The organism is Paenibacillus dendritiformis, from assembly GCF_015845845.1.
Taxonomy (GTDB): Bacteria; Bacillota; Bacilli; order Paenibacillales; family Paenibacillaceae; genus Paenibacillus_B; species Paenibacillus_B dendritiformis_C.
Map to the genome: position 1 here is coordinate 29,688 of NZ_LDIG01000045.1, position 17,673 is coordinate 47,360.

The following is a 17,673-nucleotide window of genomic DNA, read 5'->3' on the forward strand; positions in this document are numbered from 1 at the left end:
TATTATATAAGCCGTTCACCAAATCGTCAAACATTTTCCAGAACCAAGTAAAAAATCCGGCTGTTTGTCCGGCGGGCGGTTTGTGATATGATGAAAAATATGCTGCGCATCGGTATACAGACAGAGTGGGGGATGAGAACCATGTATCGGATTATGATCGTTGAAGATGATGACAAGATTGCTTCCATTCTGCAATCTTCACTGGAGAAATATGATTACAAAGTGACGCGAGCGACCGATTTCAAGGCGCTGAAGGAAGAACTGCTTGCAATAAATCCGGATTTGATTCTGCTCGATATTCATTTGCCGGCCTATGACGGATTCTATTGGTGCCGGCAGTTCCGGATGGTGACCAATGCCCCGATTATTTTCGTATCCGCGCGCACCGGAGAGATGGATCAGGTGATGGCTATCGAGAATGGGGGCGACGATTTCATCACGAAGCCGTTCCATCTTGATGTCCTGCTGGCGAAGGTGAAGGGCGTCCTGCGCCGGACCTATGGAGAGTACGCTTCCAACAGCGGCGGCGAGGAGCTGGTCGTGCATGGCCTGAGCCTCCACCGCTCCCGGAATACGCTGGAATGGAAGGGGAGCCGCGTCGATCTGACAAAGAACGAGGCGCTTCTGCTTGCCGTGCTCATGGAGCGCGCCGGCCATATCGTGTCCCGGGAGACGCTGCTGGAGACGCTGTGGGATGATGTCGACTTCGTGGACGACAACACGTTGACCGTGAATGTGACCCGCGTGCGCAAGAAGCTGGAGGAGATTGGCATTCATAAAGCGATCGAGACGATGCGCGGACAGGGATACCGCTTGCAGCCCTCGTGGACGGAAGACGGGGATTGGGCATGACCTTTTGGCGCTTCGTGAAGGATCGGCTGCTCCTGGTGCTGGCCTGCTTCGCCGCGCTGTTCGTCGCCCTGCTTATCGTCTGGCTCGATCTCGGGATCGGGCAGCGCTATGTGTACAGCGGGAGCCTGACCTACGTATTCGTGCTGGGCGGAGCCGTTATCCTCGTCGGCTTACTCTATGACTATTCACGGCAGCGGCGCTGGTTCCGCGAGATGAAGAACGCGGAGGAGAATGCGAGCAGCAATGATTTCACGCTCTGCCTTCAGCATCCGCAGACGCAGGAGCAGGAGCGGGTTCACGGCCTGATCAGCCGCCAGTACAGCGCCTATATGGACGAGCTGTTGACGATGCAGAAGAACCGCGAGCAGCATCTTCATTTTACGAACCAGTGGGTTCATCATATGAAGACGCCGGTGTCGGTGTTGCATCTGATCTCGCAGCAGACGCCTCAGCCGCTGTCGCTGGAAGAGACGGAGCAGTTGCTGCGAAGCATCGCCGAAGAGACGGATCGGCTCGCGCGCGGGCTCGACATGATGCTGCATACGGCCCGCATGGAGAAGTTCGACCTCGATCTGCACGTAACGGGACTGTCGCTGCAGCATGTCATCCGGCAGGTGATCAATCAAAATAAGAAAGCACTCATTCGTTATCAGATCTATCCGAAGGTCACGCCCGGCGACACGATGGTCGAGAGCGATGAGAAATGGCTGGCGTTCATTCTGACCCAACTGGTCACGAACGCGATCAAATATATGAAGGATAAGGAAGGGGCCAAGTCGCTCCAGTTCACGGTGCAGCAGACGGACGGCGCCGTGCAGCTTCGGGTGCAGGATGAGGGCGTCGGCATCGAGCCGCATGATATCCCCCGTATCTTCGATGCCTTCTTCACCGGAGAGAATGGACGAAGGGAAGGGGATGCCACCGGGATGGGGCTGTATCTGGTCAAGCAGGTGTGCGGCAAGCTCGGTCATACGATCAGCGTCGAATCGGAACCGCATGCGGGCACGACCTTCACGCTTGGCTTCCATTCCGACGGCATCCACCGCATATGAGCCGGGCGGGTCATGCACCCGCCCCGTTCCAATCCTCGCTAACAACGCGTGCATGGCAGCCGGCTGCCGTACATGCGTTGTTTGCGTTGGCTGAGCTGCGGGCGCGGGCAGCGGTCTGGCGGCCTTAGATGACAAGTTTGTAAGCTTGCGAAAGGCTTTTCCATGTCGGGCCCGCCCGAAAACGGTTATACTGAAGAAAAGAAACGAACGGGATGATTTGCAGGCATGACGGGAAAGGGGATAGAAAATATGGAGGTTCTACGAGCGGAGCAGCTATCCAAAGTATACGGCACCAAAGGAAAAATGACGTATACGGCGCTGAAAGACATTCATCTGCATGTGGAAGAGGGAGAATTCGTGGGCATTATGGGCCCGTCGGGAAGCGGGAAGACGACGCTGCTCAACATTCTCGCGACGATAGACAAGCCGACTTCCGGCAAGCTATGGATTAACGGAACGGATCCGACGAAGCTGAGCAACAAGAAGCTGGCCCATTTCCGCCGCCGGGAGCTCGGGTTCGTGTTCCAGGATTTCAATCTGCTGGACACGCTCAGCATTAAGGAGAATATCATTTTGCCGCTGGCGCTGGATCAAATCTCGGCGCGCGATATCGAGCAGCGGCTGGCCGATACCATTCGTTGGCTTGGCATCGAGCCGATTCTGGACAAGCGGACGTACGAGGTATCGGGGGGACAGAAGCAGCGGACGGCCATTGCGCGTGCGGTGATTCATCAGCCGTCCCTGCTGCTGGCGGACGAACTGACCGGGAATCTCGATTCGAAGGCGGCGAAGGAAGTGATGAACGCCCTTCAAGATCTGAATGAGAACCAGAACCGCACCATTCTCATGGTAACGCATGATCCGTTCGCAGCGAGCTACTGCAAGCGGATTTTGTTCATCAAGGACGGACAAATCTTTTCCGAGCTGCGCCGCGGCTCGAACCGGCAGACGTTCTTCCAGCACATATTAGACTCGCTCAGTCTGTTAGGGGGCCAATTCGATGACGTACCGACAGCTCGCTATCAATAATATAAAAGGAAGCTGGCACCGGTACAGCGCTTATTTTCTGAGCTGCGTCTTCGCCGTCATGATCTTTTTCGTATACGCGTCGATGATTTACCATCCGGAGGTGGCGGACGGCAAGATCCAGGAAAGCGACTATGTGCGCCAGCTGATGATTGTATGCGAAGTTCTCATCATGATGTTCTCGTTTTTTTTCATTCTGTACTCAAGCTCCGCTTTTCTGAAATCCCGGCAAAAAGAGCTTGGCCTGCTGTCGCTGTTCGGCTCGACCAAAGGGCAGCTTCGGATGCTCGTATTTTATGAAAATATGGTGATCTCCATTATGGCGATCGTCGTAGGGATCGGAAGCGGCATGGTGCTGCTGAAGCTGTTCCTGATGGCGATGTCCCGGCTGCTGCGGGTGGACGAGCCGCTGAGCTTCTATATAAGTCCGTCCGCGATCGGGCTGACATCCATCGGCTATCTGCTGCTGTTCGCCTTCATTACGCTCTTCTCGCTGCGACATGTGAGCCGGGTCGAGATTATCCATCTGATACGGGCGGACAAGGAGCCGAAGTCGCCTCCCAAGTTTTCCTGGTTCCTCGTGTTCCTGTCGGTGCTTACGCTCGGCAGCGGCTATGGACTCGCTTTTGTGACCGATCTGAGATTGTTTATTTTGTCGGCAATGCCGATTATCGGACTGACTGTGCTGGGCACGTACTTTTTGTTCACGCAGCTCAGCGTGGCGGTTATTCGAGGTCTGCAGAAGAATAAGCGGTTCTATTACCGGGGCACCCATCTCCTGAATGTCTCGCAAGCGGCCTTCAAAATGAAGGATAATGCCCGCGTGCTGTTCAACGTGTCGATACTCTGCGCCGTCGTGCTTACCGCCACCGCCACCGTATATGCCTTCGATCAAGGGATGAGAATCTCGGTCAGACTCAATAATCCGTTCGTCTTGACGATGTCCGCCGGCAAGGCGGATCAACCGCCGGTCACGCCGGAGCGCATTGAGCGTCTGGCGGAGCAAATGAAGCATCACGTCACCTTCTCCGGCAAGGCCCGCGTCGTCGATGCGAAGGTGAAGGGTGCCGGGCTGGAGCGTTATAGCGCATTGGTCGGAGAATCGGACTTCAATCGGCTTGCCCGGGAGTTGGGGTATGATCCTGTCCGGATTCAGGAAGGCAAAGGGGTTCTGGTCGATCAGCGCGATATGCTGTTTAATGAGTATTTATCCCATGACATGCAGGAAGGCGATCGCCTTTCCGTTCGGGTCGAAGGTCAAGCGAAGCCGTTTCAGCTTGAGGTTCAGGAGGTGCGTTCGAACCAGATCGTATTGACGAGGAGCGTCAGTTTCAGTTTGTTCGTCGTTCCCGATGCCCTGTTGGAGCGGCTGTATCGCCAGGCGCCGGCGGATCAGGCGCAGACGCTGTATGCCATGAACTGGACCGACTGGGAGGATGCGCTGCCGCTGATGGAACGCATACGGGAAATGCGGGATCCGGCATCGGAATTCGACATGTACAGCCGGACCGAGGACTGGAACGCGACCCGGCAGTCTTCCTCGCTCGTACTGTTCATCGGCTTGTTCATCAGTCTGCTGTTCTTCATCGCGAGCGGAAGCGTCATCTACTTCAAGCTGTTCACGGAGCTGCAGGATGACCAGACGCATTTCCGGGCGCTGACCCGCATCGGTCTGTCGGTCGCGGAGATTCGCCGCGTCGTGACCTTCCAGGTCGGGCTCATCTTCTACGCCCCGTGCTTCGTCGGCAGCATCCATACGCTGTTCGCGATGAAGACCTTGACCAATTTGATGAACATCAATGTGATGGGCTACGGCGTTACCGTGGTCGGCCTGTTCGTTCTGATGCAGACGCTCTATTTTTTGATGGCGCGGCGCGCTTATATGGGCAAGATTTTGGAGGAGGCCGTCGTCTAGCTTGACGCGATCTTCCATCCGTGTCGAATGATGGATAACCCCGCTGTTATTGTTACTGGATTGAAACTTTTTCTCGTCATCTTTCATGCATAATAGAGGCAGAGTGTCTCAAGTGAATGCGGTTAACTTGAAGGCGGGAAAGTGAGTTGACGGCAATGGGGAAACATCATGTCAGCTTCAGGAGGGGCAGCTGGTTCGGCTTGGAACTGCTTCTGCTGGGCGTTCTCTTTTTGGTGTCTTCAGCATGCGCTTCAAGCGTTTCCCACCGGGGAGAGCAAGAAGACGCACAGCCTCCCGGGAAGGAAGTCATCGTCTCGATTGACGGAGGCACATTCGTTCCAACTTTGTCGGAGCGCATCGTGCTCAGCTATGAGCCATCCATGAAGCTTGTCGACGCGCTGAAGCAATCCGGAACCGTCAAAGTATCGGAAGACAAGTCCACCATCGTCTCGGTCGGCGACGTGGCTCTCGATCCGAAGATGGAATGGGGCCTGCTGCTGAACGGGAAGGAATATGTGCTGCCATTCGCGATGGAGAAGGAGCTGAAGCCTGACGATGTCGTCGGCGTCTTCATCAAGAAGCTGGAGGTCCGCACGAACCATGTGGCGGCTCCCGGCGTTACGCTTCGCATCGACGGCGGTACGGTCGCGCCGAACATTACGAATTCCTATCTTGTCCGTTGGACGGAGGAATTGACGCTCCAGGAGCTGGTTCAGAACTTCGCCCAGATCAGTCTGGACGAGGACCGGAAGCATGTCCTTCGCATCGGCGAGAAGGAACCGGAGGCCACAGCGGTTCTCACCTTGAAGCTGAATGACAAGAAGCTGAACTACAGTCAGGATGCCAAGCGGAAGCTGGAGCCTGATGACGAGATCGAACTCAAGATTACACCATAAATAAATGGGGTACAGACGGGACAAGCCCTTGCGACGCAATGCACGATTGCGGCGCAAGGGCTTGTTGACGTTATCCGGACGTGTCTGGTCTTGCCTGTCCGTTTACTTGATGACCGCGATCTCGACTTCCCGCGGCCGGTACACGGCGATCAGCTCGCCTTGGCAATCGGCAGCGAACATGACGGTGCGCTCGCTGGCCAGCTTGAAGGCGTACGTTGTTCCGTTATCCGGCTGGACGATGCGGACGGTCTCGTCCTGCCCCGATTCGGACACGAACAGATAGAGCCGGCCCTCCGCGAAGGTGAGGCATCGTCCGTACACTCCCGGGCGGCTGCCGCCTTCCTCCCAGCGAAAATCAGGTTCGATGGACGCGGTCTGGATGGCATGCGCGTACAGCTCGGCGACGGAGGAATGCCGATCGTTCCATTCGATCGGGAGGCCGATCCAGAGCAGCTTGCCGCGTCCGAGCGGCCGCTCCACGAGCGCGGGCGCGCTGCCGTCGGCATTCGTTTCTTTGAACACTTGCTTGATCTTGCGGCCGCCGAACGAGAGCGGAATCTCCCGTCCTCCGAGGTGGAAGCGCTCCTCGCGCACGACGCTGGCGAGGCGGCGCGGGCCGATCAGGCTGTCCATCCGCGCGGTCGCCTGCCAATATTCGTTGCGTCCGATCGGGCCGGTAATGAGCAGGGTCGCGCCGGAACGCTCCGCGAAGGAGAGCAGGCGATCGAGGGCCCCATCGGTCAAATGATGCGGAGACGGCACGATAATGAGCCGCGGCGGCATATCATCCAGCGCTTCAAGCTGGTATTCTCCCATCGCCCGGAACGGAGCCTTCAATTGATAGGCGAGCACGCGCGCCGCCGTTGACGTCGCTTCGGCCGCCATCCGCCGGTTCGACAGATCATTCGCTTCCGGGTAGACGACGACGATCGGCTCCAACTCGCGATCCCGGAAGAGCGGGGCTGCCGCCTGCATGAATACGCCGAAGTCATAGGAGACATCGGCCTCCGGCTTCTCCGTGCCGTCCGCGCGCAGCGCGCCGATATTGGATTCATTCACATTGTTCATATAGAAATTCGTGTTCCAGATCCACTGCACCGCTCCGGCGCAGCCGGTCGCGAACGCATAGGCGTATTTCCGTTCCAAAATGTTGCGCAGCTGCTCCTCGGTCCGCAGGGCGAAGCCGTCCGGCGTCGTGCCGTACATGATGCCCGTCTCCTGAATGAGATTCGGCTTGTACGGCGTTTTCGTGAACACGCCGTCCCAAATAAGCTGATCATACAGCCACCACGAATGGTTGGACGTATAGTCGACGGACGCTTCATAGAAGAACGGGCTTGGCCGCTGCGCCGCCAGCGCCTCATCCTGGCCGACGCATACGAGCTGCTCCGGCTGATGGAACGAAATCGTGTCGCGCATCGCCTGCACCCACCGGTTGAGCATCTCCATCGTGAACAGCGAATAATCGAGCCAGCGCGTGCCTTTTTTCTCCTTAATCATATCCTGGGCATCGAAGTTAATCTCCTGCGGCTCCGGAGGCATAATCGCATGGAAGCCAGGCACCTGCTCCGGCGTCATGCCCCAGCGCTCCTGCAGCAGGCGGATATCGCCGGCGTAGCGTTCCTGAAGCCATTCCCGGAAGGCCGCGATCTCATACTTGTCCTTCGCGCTGCGCGGTCCGGCGAATACCCGCTTCGGGTCGAACAGGGACGGCTCGTTAATCAGATCCCAGTGGACGAACGACGAGTGGCGGTGCCGCTCGACGACTGCCCCGATAAAGCGCTTCTGCGCCTCGATGCTGCGGGGATCGAGATAAGGGTTCGATCCTTCCCACAGCTCCGGCGCGAAGGAGAAGAAGTTGAAGCATACTTCGATGCCGTGCTTCTTCGCGGTCAGGAAGAAAGCGTCCAGGGCGCACAGCACATCCTCCGACGGATGTCCGTCCACATACATGATGTGGCGGTAGGCGGTCCAGAAGCCGGTGCGGATCAGATTGATCCCGGCCTTCTTCATCTGGGCCATATCGCGATCCCATACCGCTGCGTTCGGCAGGAAGACGAATTTGCGCGCCACATCGCTCGACATATACGTCATGCCGACGATGGGAACGGGAACGCCGTCGCGCTCGAAGTAATCCCGGCCCGCCTTCAGGAAGGAGCCGCTGCGAAGCAGCTCTTCGTCGCGGCACCAGAAGCCCTGCCGGAGCAGGCGGACCTCGCCAGTGCCGCTCACGAGCCGGGCATTCACCCGGTACATGCCCGGAGCGAGCACGGTGTCCGGCTGCAAGGTCAGCCGCTCCAGCTCCCGCCCGCAGCGCACGGCGAACTCGCTGCGCCACAGCACCTCGCCGTCGTTCGCTGTCACCTCGACGCTGGCCTGCCAGACGACTTCCGCAGGGTCGGCCGCGCTTCGCCGCGAAGCGGCCAGCGGTCCGCCGGCGCCGTAACTGGCGCGGGCCGCGGGCAGGAGCTGCGTCTGCAGGGTCAGCTTCGGACGCTCGCCCGGCTCATAGCAGGCCAGGCTCGGCTTCAGCCACCAATCGCTGACGCCGTACGAGCAATAGCGGGCCCAGGCCAGGAGCGCCTCCGCGCCCGCCTGTTCCAGGAACTCCGCGGTCAGCGGCTGGTTCACGAACAGCCAGCGGGTGCCGGCGAACTCGCCCTTCGTGTTCTCGAGGAGCACGACGGGCGCGCCGACCTCCCGGCCGTCGCGGTCCAGCGCGATCACGAGCGGAATGATATGCGCATCCATCGGGCCGGCGGAACCGTGCTCGCCGGGACAGTCGTCGTGCCGGGTCACCCATAGCACGAAGCTGCAGGTCGGCGAGGCCGGCCACAGCGGCGCCGCCAGTTCGAACAGGGGCCGCTCCGCGTTGGCGGCGAAGCGCTCGAACCGTTCCGCCTGCACCGGCATGCACTCGTGGATGCGAAGGCGCTGGTGATAGGCCGTCTGCTCCGGCTCCGGTGTCCAGCCGCCGCCGTCGCGGTAGACGGGAATGCGGAAGGGGGAGCCGCCGGCGCTGAGCAGATGTCCGCCCCGTTCGAGGAACGCGGCGATGGACGTCCACGCGCTCTTCGGGAAGTACGGGGCGTGCAGGTTGATAAATACGCCGCCCTGCTGCGCGTCCAGCGCCTCGGCAAGCTGATCCGCTTGCACGATATTCCATTCGGCGGCGAGGCGTTCTCTCATGCCGGAAGGGAGTGGGCCGCCAGCGGACGGGAAGGTTGGATCATATAGGCATACATAAGAAGTCTTCATTGCAGCAGCTCCTTTAAGTGCGTGTTCAAAAGGCCGCAGCGGACGTTTCGAACCATCTTTTAATTTGAAAATCTTGAATTGACGCTGTTCTCATTATAGGGGAAGCGGGAAGGACTGTCTTTATAAGAAATTCCCTTCCCGTAGTTGGTGCTGAGGTTCGATGGCAAGTGCAGCGGCAAAAACCCCGGAGCGCGAACGGAGCGGTTTGAGCCAAATGTGAACAAACCCGAGAGAAAATTGACACATTTGATGTGCGTATAATCACTCGCCTTGCTTCCAGTTAGAGGTAAAATACTAATATAAATGTATGTGAAAAAAGTAACAATTTATGAATGAGGATTTTCGATTGTGAGAAGGAGGGACCACCATGGAACGAAAATGGCGGCTGGTCGTCGTAGGCAACGGCATGGCAGGCATCAATACGGTGGAGCAACTGTTGAAGCTGACCGACCGTTACGACATTACGGTGATTGGGGAGGAACCGCATCCCAACTATAACCGGATTCTGCTGTCTTACGTGCTGGAGGGCAGCAAGAAGCTGGATGACATCGTATTGAATCCGTATTCGTGGTATGAAGAGGCCGGCATTACGCTGCTGGCGGGCGAGAAAGGGGAGCGGATCGACACCGGACGCCGCGTCGTCCTGACCGATAAGGGCCGCGAGGTGCCGTATGATCGGGTTATCATCGCGACCGGATCGACGCCATTTCGGCTGCCTGTGTCCGGCGCGGACAAGGAAGGCGTCATCGGCTTCCGCAGCATCGAGGATTGCGATCGCATGATTGCCGCAGCGGGAACGTATAAGACGGCAGCGGTCATCGGCGGAGGTCTGCTCGGGCTCGAAGCGGCCAAGGGGCTGGTTCAGCTGGGCATGGACGTGACGGTGGTCCATCTGCCCGACTATGTGATGGAGCGCCAGCTCGATATGACCGCGGCGCGCCTGCTAGAACAGGAACTGGAGCGGCAAGGCATCCGGTTCGCGCTCGGCAAGCAGACGGTGGAGATTACGGGCGGCGAGCGCGTGGAAGGCCTTCGCTTCAGCGACGGGACGGAATTGAAGGCGGAGTTCGTCGTCATGGCGGTCGGCATTCGTCCGAATGTCGGCATCGGCCAGGCGAGCGGCCTCAACGTGAACCGGGGCATCGTGGTGGACGACTGGATGCGGACATCCGCCGAAGACGTCTACGCCGTCGGGGAGTGCACGGAGCATCGCGGCGTCTGCTACGGGCTCGTCGCTCCGCTGTTCGAGCAGGGGGCGGTGCTTGCCAAGACGCTCGCCGGCGTGGAGACGAAGCCGTATGAAGGCTCGGTCTGCTCGACCAAGCTCAAAGTGTCCAACGTCGATGTCTTCTCGACAGGCATCTTCCTGGAGACGCCGGAATGCACCACCCTGACCTTCCATGACGGGTGGAAACGCACGTACCGGAAAATCGTGCTCCGGGACAATATCATCGTCGGCGCCGTGCTGTTCGGCGACACGGATGATGCCGCCAAGCTGGAACGCCTCGTGAAGCAGGGGGCTGCCATGACCGACGAACTGTACCAGGAATTGACGGGTACAGGGGGCTGCTGCGGCTCGAAGGCGAATGCGGCCGCCGAGTTGGCGGATGACGATATCGTCTGCGGCTGCAATGGCGTAACCAAAAAGATGATTTTGGACGCTATCGCGAATAACGGCCTGACGACGCTGGACGAAGTCAAAGCTTGCACCGGCGCTTCGCGCTCCTGCGGCGGCTGCAAGCCGCTGGTGGAGCAGCTGCTCCAGCATGCCCTCGGCGACGGCTTCGAAGCCGGGGCCGGGAAGCAAGGCATCTGCGGCTGCACCGAGCATTCGCGCGACGAGATTGTCGCCGCGATTCGGGAGCAGGGGCTCCATACGATTCACGAAGTGATGGCTGCGCTGGAATGGAAGCAGCCGGAGGGCTGCTCGAAATGCCGTCCCGCGCTCAACTACTATCTCGGCATGATCTGGCCGGAAAGCTACCGGGACGACAAAGCGTCGCGCTTCGTGAACGAGCGAATGAACGCCAACATCCAAAAGGACGGCACCTACACGGTCGTGCCGCGCATGTACGGCGGCATGACCTCGCCGGAGGAGCTGAAAAAAATCGCGGATGTGTCGCTTCAATATAATGTGGAGCTCGTCAAAATGACGGGGGGACAGCGGATCGATCTGATCGGCGTCAAAAAAGAAGATGTGCCGAAAGTGTGGGAGGCGCTCGATATGCCGTCGGGCTATGCCTACGCCAAATCGCTGCGCACGGTCAAGACCTGCGTCGGCTCCCGATACTGCCGCTTCGGCACCCAGGATTCGCTGGCCATGGGCGCGCTGCTGGAGCGCAAGTTCGAGCGGATCGACTACCCGGCCAAGTTCAAAATGGCAGTGAACGGATGCCCGCGCAACTGCGCCGAATCCTGCACGAAGGATATCGGCATCGTCGGCAATGACGGCGGCTGGGAAATCTATATCGGCGGCAACGGCGGCATCAAGCCGCGGCTGGCGGATCTGCTGTGCAAGGTCAAGACGGATGAAGAGCTTGTCGAGATGACGGCGGCCGCCATTCAATATTACCGCGAGACGGCCAACTATTTGGAGCGGACTTCGGAATGGGTAGAACGAATCGGATTGGATGCGATCCGGCGTACCGTGGTGGAAGACGGCGAAGAGCGCAAGCGGCTCGTCGAACGGATCAACATCGCCCTGGCCCAGGCGGAAGACCCATGGAAGCAAGTCTTGGATCAGCCGGATTTGCGGAGCAAGCTGTTCGAAGCCGTTACTTTGGAGCAATAGCGGAGAGGAGGAGACGAGCATGGCCAAATCAGCAGCCGGAGCGTTTGTGCCGGTAGGGGAGATGGAGCAGTTTTTGCCGCGAGTGGGGCGCGTCGTGCGGATGAATGGCGAAGCGGTCGCGGTCTTCCGGACGGAAGGCGGATGGTATGCGCTGGAGGATCGGAGCCCGCACCCGAAGGGCGGCCCGCTCAGCGAAGGAATCGTATCGGGACATTATTTGTACGATCCGCTGTATGACTGGAAGATCGATCTTCGCGACGGCCGCGTCCAGGCGCCCGACAGCGGACAGGTAAAGACCTATCCGATCAAGGCGGAGGATGGCATCGTGATGATAGCGGCAGGCGGGGCAGGCCGTGACGGCGGCATGTAGGTAAAAGATCCGTTTGCTGGATAGAGAAGAGAGGAGAGGAGACGCGATGTTCAAGGGATCCCTGGAAGCCGTCAATGAAGCGGTAGAGGCGAAGAAGAAGCTGATGCAATCGGGGCTGTCGCGTTATATCGTGTCGGCGATGCTGGCAGGCGCCTATGTCGGCTTCGGCATTATGCTTATTTTTACGGTTGGCGGCAGCTTCAAGGCGGCTGGCTCTCCTGCCGTGCCGCTGGTGATGGGCATGTCCTTCGGCATTGCCCTCACCCTGGTTATATTCGCCGGCTCCGAGCTGTTCACGGGGAATAATATGCTATTCACCGTCAGCTCCTTGTCGGGAAGAACGCCTTGGCGGACGACATGGGCGAACTGGTGCATCGTCTTCCTCGGCAATCTGCTTGGGGCGGTTCTGTTCAGTCTGCTCATTCGAGGATCGGGCGTGTTCGGGGCCGTACCGCCGATCATCTGCTGTTCACGGCGGCGGTTACGAAGATGAAGCTGCCGATCGATCAGCTTTTCTTCCGCGGCATTCTGTGCAACTGGCTCGTCTGTCTGGCGATCTGGACGGCGATGCGCGCCAAGGAAGATATCGCCAAGCTGGTATTGATCTGGTGGATGCTATACGCCTTCATCGCCACCGGGTTCGAGCACAGCGTGGCCAATATGTCGCTGCTGACGACGGCTTTGCTGCTGCCTCAGCATCCGGAGACGGTGACGATTGCGGGATGGCTGCATAACATGATTCCCGTGACGCTGGGCAATATCGTCGGCGGCGCCATTTTCGTCGGCATGGCCTATTGGTGTATCAGCCCGGTCCGGAAGCAGTCATAATGCGCACGCAGGGCGGAACAGCTCTGCATCGTGTCAGTCCATCAACAGTCTATCACAGTACATCAACAGTACATCAAGAGCACATCAACAGTCCATCACAGTACATCAACAGCACATTAATGAAAGTGCATGAATCAAGAGAGCCTGAAGCGGGAGCAATCATCCGGCTTTGGGTTTTTTTGATGTCTATAAAAGGGGGCCTTGCTGCTTCAGCCTCTTGTTGCCGCCCGACCTGTCCGAAAATGCTGCAAAAGTGCAGCATTCGGATGGCGGCTGCTTACCATGGCCGGAATTCCTGCAGAAATACATCATTTTAATAAGATCGCGAGAAGTAGGGGATAGATTTGGCCAAAATGATGCACTAGCGCAGGAATTTTTACAAAATTAAGCTGAAGTGGAGAAAAATAATGTGTTATTGCAGTATTGTGGTGAGACACAGCACCTGCGGATGGAGACACAGCACCTGCGGATGGAAACAGAGAACTGCGGAGGCAACTGGGCAAACGCGGACGGGATGCGGCTGCGGCGCAGGGCCAAGCATGCAAAAAAGCCAGCGGCATCAAGCTGCTGGCTTCGCTATGCGATTGGATGGGGAAAGGAGGGCCGTCATAAGCGGATAACTAGATGCGGCAGATCTCCTTCGGACACATTTCACACCGGCAGACGTCCCGCAGATGATCCAGCTCGCGGATGACAATCATGCCGCTCTCGTATTCGAGCACGCCCTTCTTGCGGAGATCGCTCAGCATCCGGTTCACGCTCTCGCGGGTAGCGCCAATCATGTTCGACAAATCGGTATGCGTAATCTTCTTGTTGATAAGCACGCCGCCGTCGTCCAGCTCCTCTCCATACGTGTTCGACAGGCGGATCAGCGTCGAGCACAGCGCGCCCGGCTTGCCGTACATCATCAGATCGCGGAATTTCGTCTGCGTCAGACGATGGTGGATTCCCATCCATTTCATGAAGTCGATCGAAAAATCGCAGTATTGACAGATTAAAATCTCAATATCCTTCTGATCGATCAGGCCGAGCTCGGCTTCCTCGATCACTTCCGCCGTGAAGCTGTGCTTCGTGCTGTTGAACGGGTCGACCTGCCCGATCATGTCTCCGGCTTGATACATATAGAGAATCAATTCCTTGCCTTCATCCGTCGATTTCGTTATTTTGACGCGGCCGCTCTTCAGAATGAAGAGCTTATCGGACACGTCGCCTTCCCAGAATAGATGCGAGTTCTCGGGGTAGGTCCGATCCTTCGCTATCTCCAACAGCCGCTGTCGGTTCTGCTCCGAAAAACACGATAAGTTGCAGTGTTCGCCGAGTTGTTCCATCATGTTGGCCACTCCATTCGCCTCCAATTGTCTATTTCCAAATGTTATTTATTGGGTTTTACGATATATCATGTGACATGTTTCACTAAATCCTTTGATACTACTATCATGTACGTTCCAACGAGTATTGTCAATTTAGAAATGTTTAAATTTTTTACAAAATAGCGACAGATTGTGACGAGTGTCACAAAGTCTGGACGGGCTGTAAAAGATAGACGAAAAAAAGAGTTGCGATGTGATGCAGATCACATACAGACTTAACACTAATAAGCTAAACTTAGATTGTGAAAAGATTCACAAATAAAAAACCGAGGAACATCGGATGATATCCGCAGCATCATAAATAGAAAGCAAACCGACAGAGAAGCGGAACCCCGGGTTGACTTGGTCTACGGAGCGGAGGCGGAGAAGATGGCAGCACAACCGAAAGCAACGGCAATGGAAAAGAAAAACGTCCCGAATGCGCAAGAGCATATTGATCAATTGGTGGCACGCGCCAAGAAGGCTCAAGCGGCATTTATGGACATGACGCAGGAACAGATTGACACGATTGTGCAGCAAATGGCGTTGGCCGGTCTCGACAAGCATATGCATTTGGCGAAAATGGCAGTCGAAGAAACGGGCCGCGGCGTGTATGAAGACAAGATCACGAAAAATATTTTTGCCACGGAATACATCTTCAACTCGATAAAGTACGAGAAAACCGTCGGCGTCATCGAGGATAATCCGAATGGCGCATATATGAAAATTGCGGAGCCGGTCGGCATCGTGATGGGGATTACCCCGGTGACGAACCCGACGTCCACGACGATGTTCAAGGCGCTCATTTCCATTAAGACGCGCAACCCGATCATTTTCGGATTCCATCCGTCGGCACAGAAATGCAGCGCGGAAGCAGCCCGCATTTTGCACGACGCCGCGGTCAAATACGGCGCTCCCGAGCACTGTATCCAATGGATTGAATATCCGTCCATGGACGCGACCAATGCGCTGATGAATCATCCGGACGTGGCGCTGATCCTCGCGACAGGCGGAGCGGGCATGGTTCGGGCGGCGTACAGCTGCGGCAAGCCGGCGCTCGGCGTCGGCCCGGGCAACGTGCCATGCTTCATTGACAAGACGGCGGAACTGGAGCAGGCGGTCACCGACCTGATTCTGTCCAAAACGTTCGACAACGGCATGATCTGCGCATCCGAGCAGGCGGTCATCATCGAAGAACCGGTCTTTGCCGAAGTGAAAAAGCTGATGCAGGCCAAAGGCTGCCGCTTCCTGACGAAGGAAGAGACCGGCAAGCTGCAGGGCATGGCGATGAAGGCCGAATCCTGCGCCGTCAATCCGGCCATCGTCGGTCAATCCGCGAAGCAGATTGCGGATATGGCCGGCATCTCGGTACCGGACGATACGAAAATTCTGGTGGCCGAGCTGGACGGCGTCGGACCGAAGTATCCGCTGTCCGCCGAGAAGCTGAGCCCGGTGCTCGCCTGCTACAAGGTGAAGAACGCGCAGGAAGGTATCGACCGGGCGGCCGAGGTCGTCGCCTTCGGCGGCATGGGTCACTCCTCCGTCATTCATTCCCACGACGATGACGTGATTCGCCGCTTCGCGGACCGATTGCAGACCGGACGGATACTCGTCAACTCGCCGTCGACGCACGGCGCGATCGGGGACATTTACAATACGAATATCCCTTCGTTGACCTTGGGCTGCGGCTCTTACGGACGCAACTCGACGTCTTCCAACGTAACGGCCGTCAATCTGCTCAATATTAAACGGGTGGCGAAGCGAACTGTGAATATGCAATGGTTTAAGGTGCCGAACAAGATTTATTTTGAAAAGGGTGCAACGCAATATTTGGCCAAAATGCCGGACATCCACCGGGTGATGATCGTCACCGACGCCATGATGGTGAAGCTCGGGTATGTCGAGAAACTGGAATACTATCTCCGCCAGCGCCGGACGCCGGTTGCGATCGAAGTCTTCTCCGACGTCGAGCCGGATCCGTCCACCAAGACGGTCGAGCGCGGGGCGGAAATGATGCGGAGCTTCGAGCCCGACTGCATCATCGCCTTGGGCGGCGGCTCGCCGATGGACGCGGCGAAGGGCATGTGGCTGTTCTACGAATATCCGGATACCGACTTCGACAATCTGAAGCAGAAGTTCCTGGATATCCGCAAGCGCACATTTAAATATCCGCGTCTTGGCCAGAAGGCGAAATTCGTCGCCATTCCGACAACGTCCGGTACCGGATCCGAGGTCACCTCGTTCGCGGTCATCACGGACAAAGAGAAGGGCAACACGAAATACCCGCTGGCAGACTACGAGCTGACGCCGGACGTGGCTATCATCGACCCTGAGTTCGTCTACAGCTTGCCGAAAACAGCCGTGGCCGACACCGGTATGGACGTGCTGACGCACGCGATTGAAGCTTACGTCTCCGTCATGGCGAGCGATTACACCGACGGACTGGCGATTAAAGCTATCCAGCTCGTCTTCGAGAACCTGGTGAAGTCTTACCGGGAAGCATGCCCGAAAGCGCGTGAAAAAATGCATAACGCCTCAACCCTGGCGGGAATGGCGTTCGCGAATGCATTCCTTGGCATCAACCACAGCTTGGCGCATAAGTGGGGAGCGCAGTATCATACGGCGCACGGACGGACGAATGCGATTTTGATGCCGCATGTCATCCGCTACAATGCGAAGAAGCCGACGAAGTTCGCTTCCTTCCCGAAATATGACCATTTCGTTGCAGATGTGCGCTATGCCGAGATCGCCCGTATTCTCGGATTGCCGGCCCGCACGACGGAAGAAGGCGTGAAGAGCCTTATCGAAGCCATCCGCGGCCTGAACCGCGAGCTGGGCATTCCGGAGTCGTTCCAGGAGCTGGGCTTCGATGCGAAGGATTTCGAATCCCGCGTCGACTATCTGGCGGATCGCGCCTTCGAAGACCAATGCACGACCGCCAATCCGAAGCTGCCGCTTGTGTCCGAGCTGGCGGAAGTATACCGCGACGCTTTTTATGGCCGCTTCGAATAAGATAAATATTGCATCAACTAGCACATCAATAAGCACTTCATTAGCACATCACTAGCACATGAACAGGCAGCGGAGAGCAGCGGCTCTTCGCTGCTTTTCTATTTACGGGGAAGGGGCGGCGAAATAAACGGACTTTTATCTATTTTATGTGATTATTTTCACAAAAATTGATTCTTTGTGATGAAAATCACAACGAAACTACGTGAAAGGAGGTACAATTAAGGTGCAGCAAGGATAAAGGCTGCAGGGCAGCGGCGACGCTGCTATTAGCCACTCAGGCAGGAAAAAAGCGGGCGGTTATCGAAGTAGAAGGCGGAACATAAC

10 protein-coding genes and 1 pseudogene are annotated in these 17,673 nt (G+C 57.3%); 9 read left to right on the forward strand and 2 right to left on the reverse strand.

What is annotated here, in order from left to right; genetic code table 11:
* The first annotated feature begins 141 nt into the window (after positions 1 to 141).
* The 5 genes from ABD76_RS00835 to ABD76_RS00855 all read left to right on the forward strand — a co-directional run bounded on the left by ABD76_RS00835 (position 142) and on the right by ABD76_RS00855 (position 5,741).
* Entirely contained in the window at positions 142 to 852 is a 711-nt protein-coding gene (locus ABD76_RS00835) for a response regulator transcription factor (protein ID WP_197253573.1), read from the forward strand.
* A complete protein-coding gene (locus ABD76_RS00840) occupies positions 849 to 1,904 on the forward strand; it encodes a sensor histidine kinase (protein ID WP_197253481.1) in 1,056 nt (351 codons plus the stop codon). The genes ABD76_RS00835 and ABD76_RS00840 overlap by 4 nt, the downstream gene beginning before the upstream one ends.
* A gap of 249 nt (positions 1,905 to 2,153) precedes the next feature.
* A complete protein-coding gene (locus tag ABD76_RS00845) occupies positions 2,154 to 2,933 on the forward strand; it encodes an ABC transporter ATP-binding protein (protein WP_197253483.1) in 780 nt (259 codons plus the stop codon).
* Positions 2,905 to 4,845, forward strand: coding sequence for an ABC transporter permease (locus tag ABD76_RS00850; RefSeq protein ID WP_197253485.1), 1,941 nt, complete (start codon positions 2,905 to 2,907; stop codon positions 4,843 to 4,845). The genes ABD76_RS00845 and ABD76_RS00850 overlap by 29 nt, the downstream gene beginning before the upstream one ends.
* A 155-nt stretch (positions 4,846 to 5,000) precedes the next feature.
* Entirely contained in the window at positions 5,001 to 5,741 is a 741-nt protein-coding gene (locus ABD76_RS00855; RefSeq protein WP_197253487.1) for a hypothetical protein, read from the forward strand.
* Between the two features lie 102 nt (positions 5,742 to 5,843).
* Here the strand turns inward: ABD76_RS00855 and ABD76_RS00860 are convergent, their stop codons facing one another.
* Positions 5,844 to 8,999 (reverse strand): alpha-amylase family protein, encoded by a 3,156-nt coding sequence (locus tag ABD76_RS00860; protein WP_197253489.1) that lies wholly within the window; start codon positions 8,997 to 8,999, stop codon positions 5,844 to 5,846.
* A gap of 367 nt (positions 9,000 to 9,366) precedes the next feature.
* Between ABD76_RS00860 and nirB the strand changes: the two genes are divergently transcribed.
* From nirB to ABD76_RS00875, 3 genes and pseudogenes are all read left to right on the forward strand, one after another.
* Positions 9,367 to 11,790 (forward strand): nitrite reductase large subunit NirB, encoded by a 2,424-nt coding sequence (gene nirB, locus ABD76_RS00865; protein ID WP_197253491.1) that lies wholly within the window; start codon positions 9,367 to 9,369, stop codon positions 11,788 to 11,790.
* A 19-nt stretch (positions 11,791 to 11,809) separates the two neighbouring features.
* Positions 11,810 to 12,160, forward strand: coding sequence for a nitrite reductase small subunit NirD (gene nirD, locus ABD76_RS00870; protein WP_197253493.1), 351 nt, complete (start codon positions 11,810 to 11,812; stop codon positions 12,158 to 12,160).
* A gap of 46 nt (positions 12,161 to 12,206) precedes the next feature.
* Positions 12,207 to 12,988 (forward strand): annotated as a pseudogene (locus ABD76_RS00875) (formate/nitrite transporter family protein).
* Positions 12,989 to 13,608: 620 nt separating this feature from the next.
* Here ABD76_RS00875 and ABD76_RS00880 read toward each other — a convergent pair.
* Positions 13,609 to 14,319, reverse strand: coding sequence for a Crp/Fnr family transcriptional regulator (locus tag ABD76_RS00880; protein ID WP_040730586.1), 711 nt, complete (start codon positions 14,317 to 14,319; stop codon positions 13,609 to 13,611).
* 435 nt (positions 14,320 to 14,754) lie between these two features.
* Between ABD76_RS00880 and adhE the strand changes: the two genes are divergently transcribed.
* The gene (gene adhE / locus ABD76_RS00885) at positions 14,755 to 17,349 is read left to right on the forward strand and encodes a bifunctional acetaldehyde-CoA/alcohol dehydrogenase (protein WP_420901902.1); all 2,595 of its coding nucleotides are present in this window, start codon (positions 14,755 to 14,757) and stop codon (positions 17,347 to 17,349) included.
* The last annotated feature ends 324 nt before the right edge of the window (positions 17,350 to 17,673 follow it).